This is a genomic window from Stenotrophomonas sp. 21LCFQ19, assembly GCF_056861425.1.
This window is the reverse complement of sequence record NZ_JBSPUF010000007.1, coordinates 77,335-92,219: the sequence shown is the minus strand read 5'-3', so window position 1 is coordinate 92,219 and position 14,885 is coordinate 77,335. Positions and strand designations below refer to the sequence as shown.

The 14,885-nt window shown below is 65.4% G+C and carries 10 protein-coding genes; 4 read left to right on the top strand and 6 right to left on the bottom strand.

The window, feature by feature from the left end; genetic code table 11:
• Nucleotides 1–65 precede the first annotated feature (65 nt).
• Nucleotides 66–1,013, top strand: coding sequence for a DUF3011 domain-containing protein (locus tag AC13FW_RS09645; protein ID WP_482988914.1), 948 nt, complete (start codon nucleotides 66–68; stop codon nucleotides 1,011–1,013).
• 50 nt (nucleotides 1,014–1,063) lie between these two features.
• Here the strand turns inward: AC13FW_RS09645 and AC13FW_RS09640 are convergent, their stop codons facing one another.
• The 4 genes from AC13FW_RS09640 to blaCESS form a co-directional block, all read right to left on the bottom strand.
• Entirely contained in the window at nucleotides 1,064–1,711 is a 648-nt protein-coding gene (locus AC13FW_RS09640; RefSeq protein ID WP_481533536.1) for a hypothetical protein, read from the bottom strand.
• A gap of 26 nt (nucleotides 1,712–1,737) precedes the next feature.
• Nucleotides 1,738–4,386, bottom strand: a complete 2,649-nt coding sequence (locus AC13FW_RS09635) for a serine/threonine-protein kinase (RefSeq protein WP_482988913.1) — start codon at nucleotides 4,384–4,386, stop codon at nucleotides 1,738–1,740.
• Nucleotides 4,387–4,455: 69 nt separating this feature from the next.
• Nucleotides 4,456–5,688, bottom strand: a complete 1,233-nt coding sequence (locus AC13FW_RS09630; RefSeq protein ID WP_481533538.1) for a cation:proton antiporter — start codon at nucleotides 5,686–5,688, stop codon at nucleotides 4,456–4,458.
• A 71-nt stretch (nucleotides 5,689–5,759) separates the two neighbouring features.
• Nucleotides 5,760–6,659 carry a CESS family extended-spectrum class A beta-lactamase gene (blaCESS, locus tag AC13FW_RS09625; RefSeq protein ID WP_482988912.1) on the bottom strand — a complete coding sequence of 300 codons (900 nt, stop codon included), beginning with the start codon at nucleotides 6,657–6,659 and terminating at the stop codon, nucleotides 5,760–5,762.
• A 167-nt stretch (nucleotides 6,660–6,826) separates the two neighbouring features.
• Between blaCESS and AC13FW_RS09620 the strand changes: the two genes are divergently transcribed.
• A complete protein-coding gene (locus AC13FW_RS09620; RefSeq protein WP_482988976.1) occupies nucleotides 6,827–7,702 on the top strand; it encodes a LysR family transcriptional regulator in 876 nt (291 codons plus the stop codon).
• 267 nt (nucleotides 7,703–7,969) lie between these two features.
• On the opposite strand, the gene AC13FW_RS09615 is transcribed toward AC13FW_RS09620, so the two are convergent.
• Nucleotides 7,970–9,844: an ABC-F family ATP-binding cassette domain-containing protein gene (locus AC13FW_RS09615; protein WP_482988911.1), complete on the bottom strand. Its 1,875-nt coding sequence runs from the start codon at nucleotides 9,842–9,844 to the stop codon at nucleotides 7,970–7,972.
• Nucleotides 9,845–10,156: 312 nt separating this feature from the next.
• Between AC13FW_RS09615 and AC13FW_RS09610 the strand changes: the two genes are divergently transcribed.
• A complete protein-coding gene (locus AC13FW_RS09610; RefSeq protein ID WP_482988910.1) occupies nucleotides 10,157–12,535 on the top strand; it encodes a TonB-dependent receptor plug domain-containing protein in 2,379 nt (792 codons plus the stop codon).
• Between the two features lie 124 nt (nucleotides 12,536–12,659).
• On the opposite strand, the gene AC13FW_RS09605 is transcribed toward AC13FW_RS09610, so the two are convergent.
• Nucleotides 12,660–13,553 carry a LysR family transcriptional regulator gene (locus AC13FW_RS09605; RefSeq protein WP_482988909.1) on the bottom strand — a complete coding sequence of 298 codons (894 nt, stop codon included), beginning with the start codon at nucleotides 13,551–13,553 and terminating at the stop codon, nucleotides 12,660–12,662.
• A 121-nt stretch (nucleotides 13,554–13,674) separates the two neighbouring features.
• On the opposite strand from AC13FW_RS09605, the gene AC13FW_RS09600 reads away from it, so the two are divergent.
• Entirely contained in the window at nucleotides 13,675–14,865 is a 1,191-nt protein-coding gene (locus AC13FW_RS09600) for a serine hydrolase domain-containing protein (RefSeq protein ID WP_482988908.1), read from the top strand.
• Nucleotides 14,866–14,885: the final 20 nt, after the last annotated feature.

Below are 14,885 nucleotides of genomic sequence, written 5' to 3'. Positions count from 1 at the left end.
GTCACGCGGCCTTAAGTGGGACTGCGCCTATAGTTCGGCCACCCAACCTGAACAGGGAAGCCGCCATGAACCGTCCCCTCCTGCTCGCCGGCCTGGCTGCCCTGTCTGGGCTGGCGATGAGCCCGTCCCCCGCTTCGGCCCAATCCGGCTATCCGGGCGGCCAGGGCAACACCATCCGCTGCGACAGCAACAGCAATCGCCAACAGGTCTGCAACACCGGCTGGCGCAGCGCGGTACTGGTCCGCCAGGTTTCCGATACGCGCTGCATCGAAGGTCGCAACTGGGGCAGCAACAACGGCAGCGTCTGGGTCAACGGCGGCTGCCGCGCCGAATTCGCCGAGGGCCGCGGCGGTGGCTGGGGCGGCGGCGGCAACAACAACGGAAGCACCATCCGCTGCGACAGCAACAACAACCGCCAGCAGGTCTGCAACACCGGCTGGCGCAGCGCAGTGCTGGTCCGCCAGGTCTCCGACACCCGCTGCACCGAAGGCCGCAACTGGGGCAGCAACAACGGCAGTGTCTGGGTCAGCGGTGGTTGCCGCGCCGAATTTGCCGAAGGTCGCGGTGGCGGCTGGGGCGGCGGCCCGGGCCACGGGAACGGCAACCAGACCATCCGCTGCGACAGCAACAGCAACCGTCATGTGGTCTGCAATACCGGCTGGCGCAGCGCGGTGCTGGTCCGCCAGGTTTCCGATACGCGCTGCGTGGAAGGCCGCAACTGGGGCAGCAGCAATGGCACGGTCTGGGTCAATGGCGGCTGCCGTGGTGAATTCGCCGAAGGCCGTGGTGGCGGCTGGGGCAATGGCGGCGGCTGGGGTGGCAACAACTACTTCGTGGATTGCCACAGCAACAGCAACCGCCTGAACACCTGCGCCTGGGATCGCCGCCAGGGGCGCCCGGTCATCGTCCAGCAGGCCTCGGATACGCGCTGCGTGGAAGGCCGCAACTGGGGCTTCAACGGCAACAGCATCTGGGTCAACGGCGGTTGCCGCGCCCGCTTCGGCGCCCGCTGAGTTCCCCGCCCGAAGGATCAGAGGGCGCCGGCAACGGCGCCCTCTGCATGTCAGGCCTCGCTGCCCCAGGGCGCCGGCGGCAGTTCCACCGGCGTGCCAAGGTCGAACTCGACCTGGAACAAACGCCCATCCGGGCGCGCCAGCTCGTAGACGAAGCGCTTGCCCGGCTCCAGCTCCATCGCCCAGGTGTTGCGCAGCGAGGCGGTCATGCCATTTGCGGTGAACATCGCCACCGATTGGGCATCGACCGGAAACTCCTGCCGCCCCGCGCTGCCGGCCTGGACGGTATCACCGCCGTACATGGTCACCGCATCCGCGCTGCCATCGGCATGACGGTGGTCGTGCTTCAAGCGCAGGCCGCTATCGGTACGGCTGATCACCCAGGTGCGTGAATGGTCATCACCCACATGGAACGGCACCCGCAGTTCCTGCCGCGGACTGTCACAGCCACGCACATGCATCACCAGGGTCTTGCCATCGAATGGGTCCGGCGCACTGGACTGCGGCTGGTTGGCGATGATGCGGCCAGCAAAGGCCTGACCGCAGTAGCGCGCCAGATCGGCGAGGAACTGGTCGGCCGGCGCGACCGCTGCCGTTGCCTTTGGGGAGGTGCTGGCAGCGATTGCCGGAACAGGAAGGACGGCAGTGCCGGCCAGGGCCAGAACGCAGATCAGATTCGAGAAGGAGAAGGTTTTCATGCCCCGATCCTCGCCTACGCGCCCGTTCAAGGCAACGCGCCACCGCCTTGTACATGATCTCGCGCCGCCTGCAGGGCACCGCGCCACTGCAAGGTCACCGCCGATGTCTTGCCGTACAAGGGCTCGGCGGCGGCGACGGCGGCCTGCCAATACTGCACGGCTTCGCTGCGATTGCCGCGCTGCTCAGCCAGACGCGCACCCAATACCTGTTGGCGCACCGCCGCATAAGGACTATCGAGCAGCAGCGGCTGCACGGTTTCCAAGGTCTGCGCAGCCTCATCCAGTCGGTGCTTGGTGATCAGCCATTCGGCCCAGCCCTGCTGCAGACGAATACCGTTGGCGCTGCCGGCTGGGATACGCGGCAGCCACAGGTCATGCGCCCGCTGCACCATTGCATCGCCGTCAGCATTGCCTTGGGCAGCCAACAGCAGCCCAAGCTGCAGTTCCAGATCCAGGCTGTCCGGATGGTCGCCGCCAATCGCCGCCGCGCGTACCGCCAACGCCTCGCGGTAGCTGGTTTCGGCGGCGGCGCTCTCGCCCTGCGCCTGGGCAAGCTGCGCGGCGGTTTCGGTGACGACCGAATAGTTGTAGCTGTCCTTGCCCAGCACCTGGGCCGACAGCCGCAGGGCGGTTTCGACATAGGGCCGTGCACGCGCATGGTCGCCTTTGCGTATCAGTGCCTGCGCCAGGCGGTTGTTCTCGCTGATCACATAGACGCTGCGCTGTCCGAATATCGTTGGTGCGCGCGCCAGGTTGGCCTCGAACGTGGCGATGGCCGCATCCAGTTCACCGCGATCCATCACCATCAAGTTGCGTTCGGTATTGCTGGCCCAGTAGTCATACGACATCTCTCCCAGGCTGCGCAGGAACATCGGCGTTGACTGGTCGAACGCCGCGGCCGAGGCGACCAGATCGCCCTTGCGCCGGTACATCATGCCCAGGTTGTCCAATGTCACGCCGATGTACTGCTCGCGTTTGCCGGCCTGGTGACGCTGCAGTGCCTGCTTGAAAGCAGCCTCGGCATCGTCATAGCGCTGCTCGGACAACAACGACAGTCCCAACGAGTTGTAGGACTGGGCAACACGGAAGCTGTCTGCTGGCTGCCTGCCCAGCAGCGCCAGCGCCCGCCGCGCCATGGCGGCACCTTCCACGCCCTTGCGGTTGTTGGCATAGGTTCCCGCCAGCAGGTTGAACAGGCGCGCGGCTTCGTCCAGGTTCTTGTCGCCACCAGCGGCGGCCAACGCTTCGGCGGCTTGCAGCATCATCGGGTCGGCACGACGCAGATCACCCGCATTGCGGTAGGCCAGGCCGATCACGCCCTTCAAGCGTGCCTGTACTTCCGGCGATGCATCCAGCTCCTCGTCGATGCGCGATGCTGCCCGATCCAGCACTTCGCGGGCACTGATGTCCTCACCGCCGCGCACGCCTTTCTCGCGTGGATCGGCCGCCTGGAACATTTCCACGAGGAACCCGCTGACCTGCTCGGCGATCGTTGCCTCGCGCTCGGCGGCGGCGCGTTCGGCGGCCAGGCGCCACACAAACCAGGCCGCAAGCAGCAGCACCAGCAACAGCAAGGCAGCCCCCTTCCAGTTGCGTCGCAGCCAACGCCCACCGCGATAGAACCGGCCACCATTACGTGCCTGCACCGGCCGATGCTGCAGATAGCGCTGCACGTCCGCGGCCATCGCCTCCACCGACGGATAGCGCTGCCCGGGCGCCAAGGCCCCCGCCCGCACCACGATGGCGTCCAGATCACCGCGCAAGGATCGCGCCCAGCGACAATCGCTTCCTGCCAACCCGCTGGGCGCCGCCACCGCGGCAGCGCTGTCACCTGCGCCGCGCCTGCCGCGCTTGCCTGCCAACAGCTCGCTCAATACCGCAGCCAGGCTGAAGACATCACTGCTGACACCCACCAGGCTTCCTGACTGCAGCTCTGGCGCCGCGTAAGCAGGCGTAAAGAATTGCGCAGCCGGGTCGTTGGCCTCGTCGCCCAGCACGCGCGACACACCGAAGTCCAACAACACCGGTTCGCCATCCTCACGCACCAGGATATTGGACGGCTTCAGGTCGCAATGCAGTACCAGCCGCGCGTGTGCGGCCTGCACCGCGCTGCACACTTTCAGAAACAGCTGCAGGCGCTGGCGCAGGTCAAGCTGGTGGCGCGCGCAGTAAACATCCAGCGGCTCACCACGCGCATATTCCATCACCAGATAGGGATGCCCGCCCGGGGTAGTACCACCGTCGTACAGGCGGGCGATGTTGGGATGCTGCAAGCTGGCCAGAATGCGCCGCTCGGCGGCCAGGCGCTCAGCGACACGCGCACCGGGCTTGCCCTGCAACACTTTGATCGCCACCTCCTGCGCATACAGGCCATCAGCACGCTCGGCACGGAACACCATCCCCATGCCGCCGCTGGCCAGCCGTTCGTACAGGCGCCAAGGCCCAATGACATCGCCTTCGCTCAATTCGGAAGGAATCGCCGCGACCATCAACTGCTGCATCGGCTCGAGCGCACGGCCGAGCTCGCTGGTCTGCGCTTCGAGCAGCTCCAGTGTTTCGGCTACGACGGCGGGATCAGCGCTCAGCCGCGCGAGTTCGCTCCGCCATTGCGACGGATGCAGTTCACACACTGCGTCGAACAGCTCTCGCACCTGTTGCCAACTATCCCGATCCACCTATACCCCCTGGGCCAGCTGCCCGCTACATTGCGAAGCCGACGTTGCCCTGGGGATGATAAGCGGCGCTCAACGCTCCGGTACGTAAGAGTTGGGGGCTGAAGACGAATCCGAATCAAGCACGGCTTCTCTTACGATCTCTGCATCCGCAGTTTCGGCAGCTTCATTGCTGAGCGGATCCACGTCCATCGGCCGCCGGAACACCAGTGATGGCAACAGCGTGGTCAGCGCGGCATACAACAGCAGCGCACCAAACAACACCGGCGAGATCGCAAAGCGCTCGCGCATGATCGCCGCCAGCACCAGGGTGAAGATCAGTGTCGGCGACAGCGCCAGCGCCACCCGCAGGCTGGTGCGGAAACTCTCGCCGAACAGCACCCGCCGCTGCAGCCAGATCACCGCGATACGCAGCGGCAGCACCACCAGGGTGATGAGCAGGCCCAGACCCAGTGCTTCGAAGCTCAGCGCTTCGGCCGGCACCTTGGTACCCGAGTTGAAGAAATAGAACGGTACGAAGAACGATGCGAACAGACGCAGCGCATGCAGGTTTTCATGCGAGGCCAGCGACGGCATGCGCTGCTGCAGCAGGCGCGCGACCAGGCCGGCGATGAACGCACCCACCAGGTAGTACACGCCCAATGCATAGGTGATGTAGGCGGCCAGCATGCCGACCATCACCAGCAGCGAGAACTCCGAGCCCGGCGCGTGCGGCGCCACCCAGCGGCCGAGTCCGATGAACAGCAACGGCAGGCCGACCATCATCGCCAGCAAGGCCATGCTCGACAGTGCCATATGCACCGGATCGCCGGCCTGCAACACCACGAACAACGCAGCCAGCGCCAACAACTCGCCGGCAATGGCCTTGCTGCTGACCCAGAACCGCTCGGCATCATCCAGGCCGAGCTGGGACAGCGAATCCATGATGAAGCCGGTGGAGGGCGTGAGCAGCGCCAGCGCCAGCAAGGCCGCCGCCTGCCAGGGCAAGCCGGCGTAATGCCATGCCAACCAGGCGACGCCGGTGAGCGTCGCGCTGCGGATCAGCAGATGGGTCAGCAGCGGCCACATGCCCTTGCGCAGGTCGGCCAGATCCACTTCCAGGCCGGCAAACAGGAACAACGAGGAAATACCCAGGGTGGCCAGCAGGTTGACCACCGGATCGTGCGATCCGTCACCCAGCCACAGCATCGCGCTGATGCCGAACACCAGGCAGGTCAATGGCGCGGGAATATTGAAACGCTGCAACGCGCGCGGGATGACCAGCAACGCGAAAATCAACAACAGATAGATTACTTCCTTGCTCATGACGCCTGTTTCCTGTGACCGGTTACGCGGGGTCACGCCCACCGGTCACCACCGCGCCAACGATGGAGCCGTCAGCGCAGGCGGGCGCCAGCCAGCTCCCCTACTTGGCGCAGGATGCCATTCCTGCCGTCATCATCCAGTGCAGAACCCTGCAGGTAGCTGCTCAGCAGCCATGGCGTGCCACCGGCCAACGGCCACAGCACGGCAATGTCGTTGCTGGTGTCGCTGCCGTTGCTGCCGGTCTTGTCGCCTACCCGCCAGTCCTGTGGCAGACCTGCGCGCAGCCGTGCATCGCCGGTCTGGTTGTCGATCAGCCAATCGGCCAGTTGCTGGCGCGAGGCCTCGCCGAGCACGTCGCCAAGCAGGAAGCGCTGCAGGTTGCCGGCCATCGCCGCCGGGCTGGTGGTATCGCGCGGGTCACCGGCGGCAAACCGGTTGAGCTCCGGCTCATTGCGCGCACTCACGGTGACGCGGTCACCGTGCTCGCGCAGGAAGGCGGTAAGCCCGGCCGGGCCGCCAACCAGCGGCAGCAACAGGTTCGCCGCCGCGTTGTCACTGACGATCATCGTCGCCCGGCACAGATCGCGCACGGTCATAGTCTTGCCGACGTGGCGCTCGGTGAACGGCGAATGGTCGAGGATGTCGCTCGCCCGCACCGGCACGCGCTGGTCCAGCGACAACTGGCCGGCATCCGCACTGCGCAGTACCGCTGCGGCCAAGGGAAACTTGACCGTGCTGCACATCGGGAAGCGTTCGTCGATGCGGTGTCCGTAGCGGGCGCCACTGGCCGGGTTCCAGAGGCAGACCCCCAGCCGGCCGCCACTGGCTTTCTCAAGTGCGGCGAAGTCAGCGTCACTGACTGCCACCGGCACCGGGATTGCAGCGCCACCAGCGCGCGCAAACGCGGCCGGTATCAAGGCGCTGGCCAAGGCGGCACCGCCAAGCGTGAGGAACTGACGACGAGCAAGCATGGGGACTCTCCTTGGGCGTGATCGGGCTGATCTTGCCCGCCGCTGCGGCCTGCGACCATCGCGAATAATCATCGCAAGCCATTAGTTAAATTTGCAGCTCAGGCGAAAATTCGGTCGCAGGACGGGGAATAATGCGACCGACCATCAAGTTTCGTCATGACTACGCCATGATCCGCCCCCAGTTGCCACTCAACGCCCTGCGCGCCTTCGAAGCCGCCGCGCGCCATCTGAACTTCACCCGCGCCGCGCTGGAGCTTTGTGTCAGTCAGGCCGCCCTGAGTCACCAGATCCGTGGATTGGAGGACCGCCTGCAGGTCAGCCTGTTCCATCGGCTGCCGCGCGGCGTGGCCCTCACCGACGAGGGTGCGGCGTTGTATCCGGTGCTCACCGAGAGTTTCGACCGCATGGCGATCGCGCTGGACCGTTTCACCGGTGGCCGTTTCCGCGAGGTGCTGACCGTGGGGGTGGTCGGCACCTTCGCAACCGGTTGGCTGTTGCCACGGCTGCCCGACTTCGAGGCCGCGCATCCGGATATCGAACTGCGGGTGCAGACCCACAACAACCGCATCGATCTGGCTGGGGAAGGATTGGATCTGGCGATCCGCTTCGGCGATGGCGACTGGCAGGGGCAGGATTGCACGCCGATCGTCGACACCTTGTTCGCGCCGCTGTGCGCGCCGGCGGTGGCGCGGAAACTGCGGAAACCGCGTGATCTTGGCAACGTGGCGCTGCTGCGTTCCTACCGCAACGACGAATGGCCGCGCTGGTTGCAGCAAGCGGGTGTCAGCGGTGTGGAAGCGCGTGGTGCAGTGTTCGATTCATCCTTGACCCTGGCCAGTGCCGCAGCCGCGGGTGCCGGCGTGGCGCTGCTTCCGCTGCGCATGTTCGAGCAGGACCTGGCCGAGGGCCGGCTGCTGCAGCCCTTCGCACAGACCTTGTCGTTGGGCAGGTATTGGCTGACGCGATTGCGCTCGCGACAGGAGCGCGAGCCGCTGCGACGCTTCCGGCTATGGTTGCAGGCGCAGGAAGGATTGGCCCCGTAGTGCCGAGCCATGCTCGGCAGAGGCGTCACCTGTAGTGCCGAGCCATGCTCGGCAGGAGCTTTACCAGCAAAAAGCTACCCTCACCCCAACCCCTCTCCCGCAAGCGGGAGAGGGGCCAAGGCGGTAGTGCCGAGCCATGCTCGGCAGGAGCGTTACCGGTAAAGCCTCAGCCGAGCGTGACTCGGCTCTACAGTGGCATTTCAGGCATTTCAGGCATTCCCAGCTTCGCGGCTGACGCCGCTCCCACAAGCAAGACCGAGCCCGGGCTCAGTCTTCCAACATCTCCATCCACGCCGCCTCGGCCTGCTCCAGCTGCTGCACCAGCACTTCGCGTTCGCCGCCCAGCTTGGCCATCTTCGCTGCGTCGGCGTAGTTGCCGGAATCGGCCAGCTGCGCATCCACCTCAGCCAGCGCTGCACCCAACTGCTCGACCTTCTTCTCGGCTGCTTCCAGCTTGTGCGGGTTGACCGGCTTCTTGTTGGAAGCCGGCTTGGCCGGGGCAACCTGCGCAACCGGTGCGGCCGCAGGCTTTTCCTGGCGATCACTCTTGTTGCGTGAACCCTGCGCGCTGGCGCGGGTACGCAGCCACTGTGCGTACTCGTCCAGGTCACCGGCAAACGGCTCGACCACACCGTCGGCGACACGCCAGAACGTATCGCAGACCAGGCCGATCAGATGGCGATCATGCGACACCATCACGATCGCGCCTTCGAACAAGGCCAACGCCTCGGCCAATGCTTCGCGCATTTCCAGGTCAAGGTGGTTGGTCGGTTCGTCGAGCAGCAACACGTTCGGCTGCTGCCAGGCGATCAGGGCCAGCGCCAGACGCGCACGCTCGCCACCGGAGAAACCATCCACCGTCTCGAACGCACGGTCACCTGGGAAGTTCCACTTGCCTAGGAAATCGCGGAACGACTGGTTGACGCCATCCGGCGAGATTTCGCGGAAGTGATCCATCGGCGTCATGCCAGCGTGCAGCGATTCCACCGTGTGCTGGGCGAAGTAACCGATCTGCAGGTCCGGGTGGGCCATGCGGTCGCCGCCAAGCAACGGCAAGTCGCCGACCAGCGACTTCACCAGCGTGGTCTTACCCGCACCGTTCGGCCCGAGCAGACCGACGCGCTGGCCGGCTTCCAGGCCGAAGCCGACGTTGTCCAGGATCACCGCGTCCGGGCCGTAACCAGCGGTGACGTCGTTGAGGCGGATCAGCGAGAACGGCAGCTTGGCCGGCGGCGAGAACTCGATGCGGAATTCGCGCTCGGCGCGCACCGCCTCGGTGCCGGCCATCTTGGCCAGGCGCTTCATCCGGCTCTGCGCCTGGGTGGCCTTGCTGGCCTGCGCCTTGAAGCGGTCGATGAAGCTCTGCAGATGCGCGCGCTCGGCCTGCTCCTTCTCGTGCGCGATCTGCTGCTGGCGCAGGTGCTCGGCACGCTGGCGCTCGAAATCGGTATAGCCACCCGGATAGAGCTTGGCGCCGCCGCCGTGCAGATGCAGGGTGTGGGTGGCGACGTTGTCCAGGAACTCGCGGTCATGCGAGATCAGCAGCAAGGTGCCCGGATACTTCAGCAGCCATTGCTCCAGCCAGTACACCGCATCCAGATCCAGGTGGTTGGTCGGTTCGTCGAGCAGCAGCAGGTCGCTGGGCATCATCAGCGCGCGGGCAAGGTTCAAGCGTGCGCGCCAGCCACCGGAGAATGCCGACACCGGACGATCATGCGTCTCAGCCGGGAAACCCAGGCCATGCAGCAGCTTGCCGGCGCGCGCCTCGGCGTCATAGGCGCCCAGTTCGGCCATCTTCTGGTGCGCGTTGGCAACCGCTTCCCAATCCTCGCGCTCAGCCGCTGCAGCTTCTTCGGCGAGCACCGCGGCGACCACGTCGTCACCACCAAGCACGAAGTCGATGGCACGGTCGGGCAACGCCGGGGTTTCCTGGGCCACGTCGGCGATACGGATCTTGCCGGGCAGCGACACGTCGCCCTTGTCGGCTTCCAGCTCACCGCGCACGGCGGCAAACAGGCTGGATTTACCTGCGCCATTACGGCCCACCACGCCTACGCGATAGCCGGCATGCAGGGTGAGGTCTACGTTGGACAACAGCAGGCGCTCGCCCCGGCGAAGGGCGAAATTACGAAGGGAAATCATGAATGGGTCCGTTATAACGAAAAGGAATGAGCATGTGAGCAGCATTCCTGCGACGTAATTCTAACGTTAACCAATACTTGACTCACGCCCTGTTATCGCACGCGCCTGAACGGCGTTGCCTGACAAGGGCCAAGTACTCGCATAGCCAAATCGCCCTTGCTGAACTGAAAAAGCTTTCAAAAGCAACAATTTAGCTGAACCGTCCGGTTTGACACGAGGTAAAAATTCCATTAATTCGTTGATGGCGCACCGCAACAGCCGCGAACCCCACGCGCCGCCGATGCCGCCACTCAATACCGGAGCTGCAACCTGATGAACCGCAAGTCCAGCACCCTCGCCGTCGCCATTGCCATCGCCCTTGGCGCACCGGCCCTCCCCGCCTTGGCCCAGTCCAGCGCCAATACCCTGGATACCGTGATCGTTACCGGTACCCGCGTGGCTGACCGCACCGTGGCCGAGTCGCAGTCACCCATCGACATCATCACCCCGGAAGCCCTGCAGTCCACCGGCACCGGCGAGTTGGCCACCGCGCTGTCGCGCGCCCTGCCCTCACTGAACTTCCCGCGCCCGGCCCTTACCGACGGCACCAGCGGCATCCGCCCGGCGCAGCTGCGCGGGCTGTCGCCTGACCAGGTGCTGGTGCTGGTCAACGGCAAGCGCCGCCACACCTCGGCGATGATCAACGTCAACGGCAGCATCGGCCGTGGCTCCTCCGCGGTGGACATCAACGCGATTCCGATCGCCGCCATCGAACGCGTCGAAGTACTGCGCGACGGCGCCTCGGCGCAGTACGGCTCCGACGCCATCGCCGGCGTGGTCAACATCGTGCTCAAGGGCAGCGGCAAGGGCGGCAGCCTGGCCGTGGACTACGGCCAGTACTCGGCCGGTGACGGCAACAAGTACCAGCTCTCCGGCGACACCGGCGTCAGCTTCGCCGATGGCCGTGGCAGCGTGCATTTCGCCGGCCAGGTCAGCCAGCAGGACGAAAGCAACCGCGCAGGCCCTTATCAGGGCACCACCCCGAATACCGGCAACTTCCCATCCATCGGTGAGAAGACCTTCGTGGTCGGCGACCCGCGCGTGGATGCCACCGCTGCCTCGGCCAACGCCAGCTTCAACTTCAGCGACAACGTCAGCGCCTATGCCAGCGCCCTGCTGAGCAACCGCGACATCACTTCGTTCGCGTTCTACCGCTCGCCCAACCACAGCGGCCAGACCGCGCTGCTGGCGCAGACCTACCCGGACGGCTTCGTGCCGCAGATCAACCAGTACTCCAAGGACCGCTCGCTGGTAGCTGGCGTCAAGGGCAATACCGAGAGTGGCTGGACCTGGGACGTCAGCGTCAACCACGGTGAGAACACCCTGGATTTCCACACCCGCAACAGCATCAACTACAGCCTGGGCGTCAACAGCCCGACCTCGTTCTACGACGGCACCCTGAAGTACCAGCAGGACATCTTCAACGCCGACATCACCAAGTCGCTGGATTGGGGCCTGGCCTACCCGGTCACGCTGTCCTTCGGTGGTGAGTACCGCCGTGAGAAGTGGGAGCAGAACGCCGGTGAGCTGAACTCCTATACCGGTAGCGGCGCGCAGGGCTTCGGTGGTTTCACCCCGACCAACGAAGTGCACAACGATCGCCACAACTACGCTGTCTATGCCGGGCTCGAAGCCGACCTGACCGAGAAGTTCTCCGCTGGCCTGACCGGTCGCTACGAGGACTACTCGGACTTCGGCGACAAGTTCTCCGGCAAGCTCTCGGCGCGCTACGCCTTCACCGACAAGGTTGCGCTGCGCGCCACCGCGTCCAGTGGTTTCCGCGCACCGTCGCTGGCCCAGCAGAGCTACCAGGCAGTCACCAGCACCATCATCAACGGTAGCTTCGTCGACCGCGGCACCTTCCCGACCACCAGCGCTGCCGCACAGGCCCTGGGCGCAAGCCCGCTCAAGGCCGAAAGCTCCACTTCCTATAGCCTTGGCCTGGTGCTGCAGCCGGTTGACCGCCTGTACCTGACCGTCGATGCCTACCAGATCGATATCGACGACCGCATCGTGCTGTCCACCAACATCACCACCAATGCCGCCGCCAATGCACTGTTGGCCGGGCTGGGGCTGCCGCAGGTCACCGCGTTCTCCTACTTCACCAATGGCGTGGACACCCGCACCCGCGGTGTCGATGCGGTGTCCAGCTACACCATCCCGTTTGCTGCCAGCAGCCTGGAACTGACCGCGGCCTACAGCTACAACGAGACCGAAGTGAAGAAGTTCATCGCTTCGCCGGCGGTGTTCGGCAGCCTGGGCATCACCCAGTCGCTGATCGGCCGCGACGAGATCGGCCGCATCGAGGACAGCTTCCCGCGTGACAAGGCCATCGTCAGCGGCACCTGGCGCTCGGACCGCTGGGAGCTGGGTCTGTCGGCGACCCGCTATGGCAGCTTCACCGTGCGCAACTCGGCCACTGCTGCCCGCGACCAGACCTATGACGCCAGCTGGGTAGTGGATGCCTCGGCCAGCTTCAAGCCCAGCGAAAACTGGAAGCTGACCCTGGGTGCGGACAACCTGCTGGACCAGTATCCGGATCGCACCGCCGACCTGCAGAACTCGACCTGGGGCATGCTGCCGTACAGCAACTACTCCCCGTATGGTTTCAACGGCGCCTACGTCTACGGCCGTATCAGCTACACCTGGTAATACCGGTTTGATGTTGTGCCCGGTTTGATGTCGTGAAAGGAAGATGCCCTGGGAAACCGGGGCATTTTTCTTTGTGTCGCCGGGACGTGGCCAGACGGCAACTCGATGCGCGCGGACGACAGCCTCAAGCAGCTTGCGGAAACACCCTCGCGCAGAGGAAATCCACCAATGCCCGTACCTTCGGCGAGGGGTATTTGCTGGCCGGCCACAACACATTGAAAACACCGGCTCCGCTTACCTGGTCGACCAGGATGGGCTGCAGCAGCCCTGCTGCCAGCGGCTCGCGAATGGCGAAATCCGGCAGGTAGGCAATCCCCAGCCCGCGCAATGCGAAGCACACGCGCGTCTCGATGTTGTTGCAGATCATCGAGGTCGGCAGTTGCAGCTCGGCCTCGCCCGCTGCGCGCCGCAGCGCCCAGGCCTCCAGCTTGCCGCTGTTGGGGAAGCGATAGTGCAGGCAACTGTGCTGCTCAAGGTCGGTCGGGGTCTGCGGCACGCCGCAGCGCGCCAGATAGTCCGGCGACGCCACCAGCCGCATGTGGAAGCTGCCCAGGCGACGCGCCGACAGACGTGAGTCGGCTGGTTCGCCGGTACGCACCACCGCATCGAAGCCTTCCTCGATGACATCGACCATGCGGTCGGTGAAGTCCAGGTCGAGCTCGATCTGTGGATAGGCGCGCATGAATTCGCCGAGCACCGGCAGCATCAGCGAGCTCACCAACGGCAGGCTCACCCGCAGGCGTCCGCGTGGCGCCGCGCTGGCCTGCGAGAGCTCCAGCTCGGCGGCATCAATCTCGGCCAGGATGCGGCGGCTGCGCTCCAGGAACAGCGTGCCTTCGGCGGTGAGGGTCACGCTGCGGGTGCTGCGATGGAACAGGCGCACGCCCAGCTTCTCTTCCAGCCGCGCCACGCTCTTGCCGATCGCCGAGGCCGACACCCCGAGCTCACGCCCGGCCGCGACGAAGCTGCGCGTCTCGGCCACCTGCACAAACACCACGAAGCCGTTGAGGCTGTCCATGATCCGCCGCCCGTTTGATTGCGGACAGTTTATTCCGCGCATCACGGAACTGCAGCCTACTTTTTCTTCAATCGAGGGATTCCTATCGTCACCGCCTGCCCTTTCCACCGAGCCAGTCGCAATGACGACCCCCGCGTTCCCCCAGTCTTCAACTGCCACGCCTGACCCGGTTTTGGCTCCCATCCAGACCGTCGTACAGCGGGCACTGGACGAACAACGCCTGGTCGGCGCGGTGGTGCTGGTCGCCCGTGACGGTGCGTTGATCCACCGCCAGGCCAGCGGCCTCGCCGACCGCGCCAGCGCGCGCCCGATGCGCGTGGACACCGTGTTCCGGCTGGCTTCGGTCAGCAAGCCCATCGTTTCCGCTGCGGCCATGGTGTTGGTGGCACAGGGCAAACTCGAGCTGGATGCCGGCATCGAACGCTGGCTGCCGGAATTCCAGCCGCGATTGGCCGACGGCCGTCCCGCACGGATCAGCGCGCGGCAGCTGCTGAGCCATACCGCCGGTCTGGGTTACCGCTTCTTCGAACCAGACGCGGACGGTCCGTATGCACGGGCCGGCGTCTCCGATGGCATGGATGCCTCCGCCATCAGCCTGCAGGACAACCTGCGTCGCATCGCCGAAGTACCGCTGGCATACGAGCCCGGCAGCGCCTGGGGCTACTCGCTGGCAACCGATGTGCTGGGTGCCTTGATCGAACGCATCCATGGCACACCGCTGCAGCAGGCCGTGCAGCAGTTGCTGACCGGTCCGCTGGGCATGGGCGATACCGGCTTCGTCGCCCGCGACCCGCAACGCGTGGCAACGGCCTATGTAAGCGACGCCCCGCAGCCACACCTGCTGGCCGAAGGTGAGATTGTTTCGCCCTTCGATGGCGCCATCGGCATCACCTACAGCCCGGCACGTATCTTCGACGCGCAGGCCTTCCCATCTGCGGGCGCCGGCATGGCAGGCACCGCCGGCGATCTGTTGCGCCTGCTGGAAACACTGCGCATGGGTGGCGACAACATGTTGCCCGACGAACTGATCGCTGAAATGGGCCGCGACCAGACCAACGGCCTGGAACTGCCCAGCGCACCGGGGTTCGGCTTCGGCCTCGGCTTCTCGGTGCTGCGCGACCCGGCGCTGGCTGCCACACCGGAGTCGCCGGGCACCTGGCGCTGGGGAGGTGCCTACGGCCATTCCTGGTTCGTGGACCGGGCACAGGGGCTGAGCGTGGTGGCCTTCACCAATACGCTGTACGAAGGCATGTCCGGTCGCTTCGTCACTGATCTGCGCGATGCGGTCTACGCCGCAATGGAGGCGCGCTGATGACGACCTCCACTGCACGC

Bases quoted from the DNA above. Each gene is read 5' to 3' on its own strand.
- AC13FW_RS09645 (WP_482988914.1), top strand. From the start codon at position 66: ATGAACCGTCCCCTCCTGCTCGCCGGCCTGGCTGCCCTGTCTGGGCTG.
- AC13FW_RS09640 (WP_481533536.1), bottom strand. From the start codon at position 1,711: ATGAAAACCTTCTCCTTCTCGAATCTGATCTGCGTTCTGGCCCTGGCC.
- AC13FW_RS09630 (WP_481533538.1), bottom strand. From the start codon at position 5,688: ATGAGCAAGGAAGTAATCTATCTGTTGTTGATTTTCGCGTTGCTGGTC.
- blaCESS (WP_482988912.1), bottom strand. From the start codon at position 6,659: ATGCTTGCTCGTCGTCAGTTCCTCACGCTTGGCGGTGCCGCCTTGGCC.
- AC13FW_RS09620 (WP_482988976.1), top strand. From the start codon at position 6,827: ATGATCCGCCCCCAGTTGCCACTCAACGCCCTGCGCGCCTTCGAAGCC.
- AC13FW_RS09615 (WP_482988911.1), bottom strand. From the start codon at position 9,844: ATGATTTCCCTTCGTAATTTCGCCCTTCGCCGGGGCGAGCGCCTGCTG.
- AC13FW_RS09610 (WP_482988910.1), top strand. From the start codon at position 10,157: ATGAACCGCAAGTCCAGCACCCTCGCCGTCGCCATTGCCATCGCCCTT.
- AC13FW_RS09605 (WP_482988909.1), bottom strand. From the start codon at position 13,553: ATGGACAGCCTCAACGGCTTCGTGGTGTTTGTGCAGGTGGCCGAGACG.
- AC13FW_RS09600 (WP_482988908.1), top strand. From the start codon at position 13,675: ATGACGACCCCCGCGTTCCCCCAGTCTTCAACTGCCACGCCTGACCCG.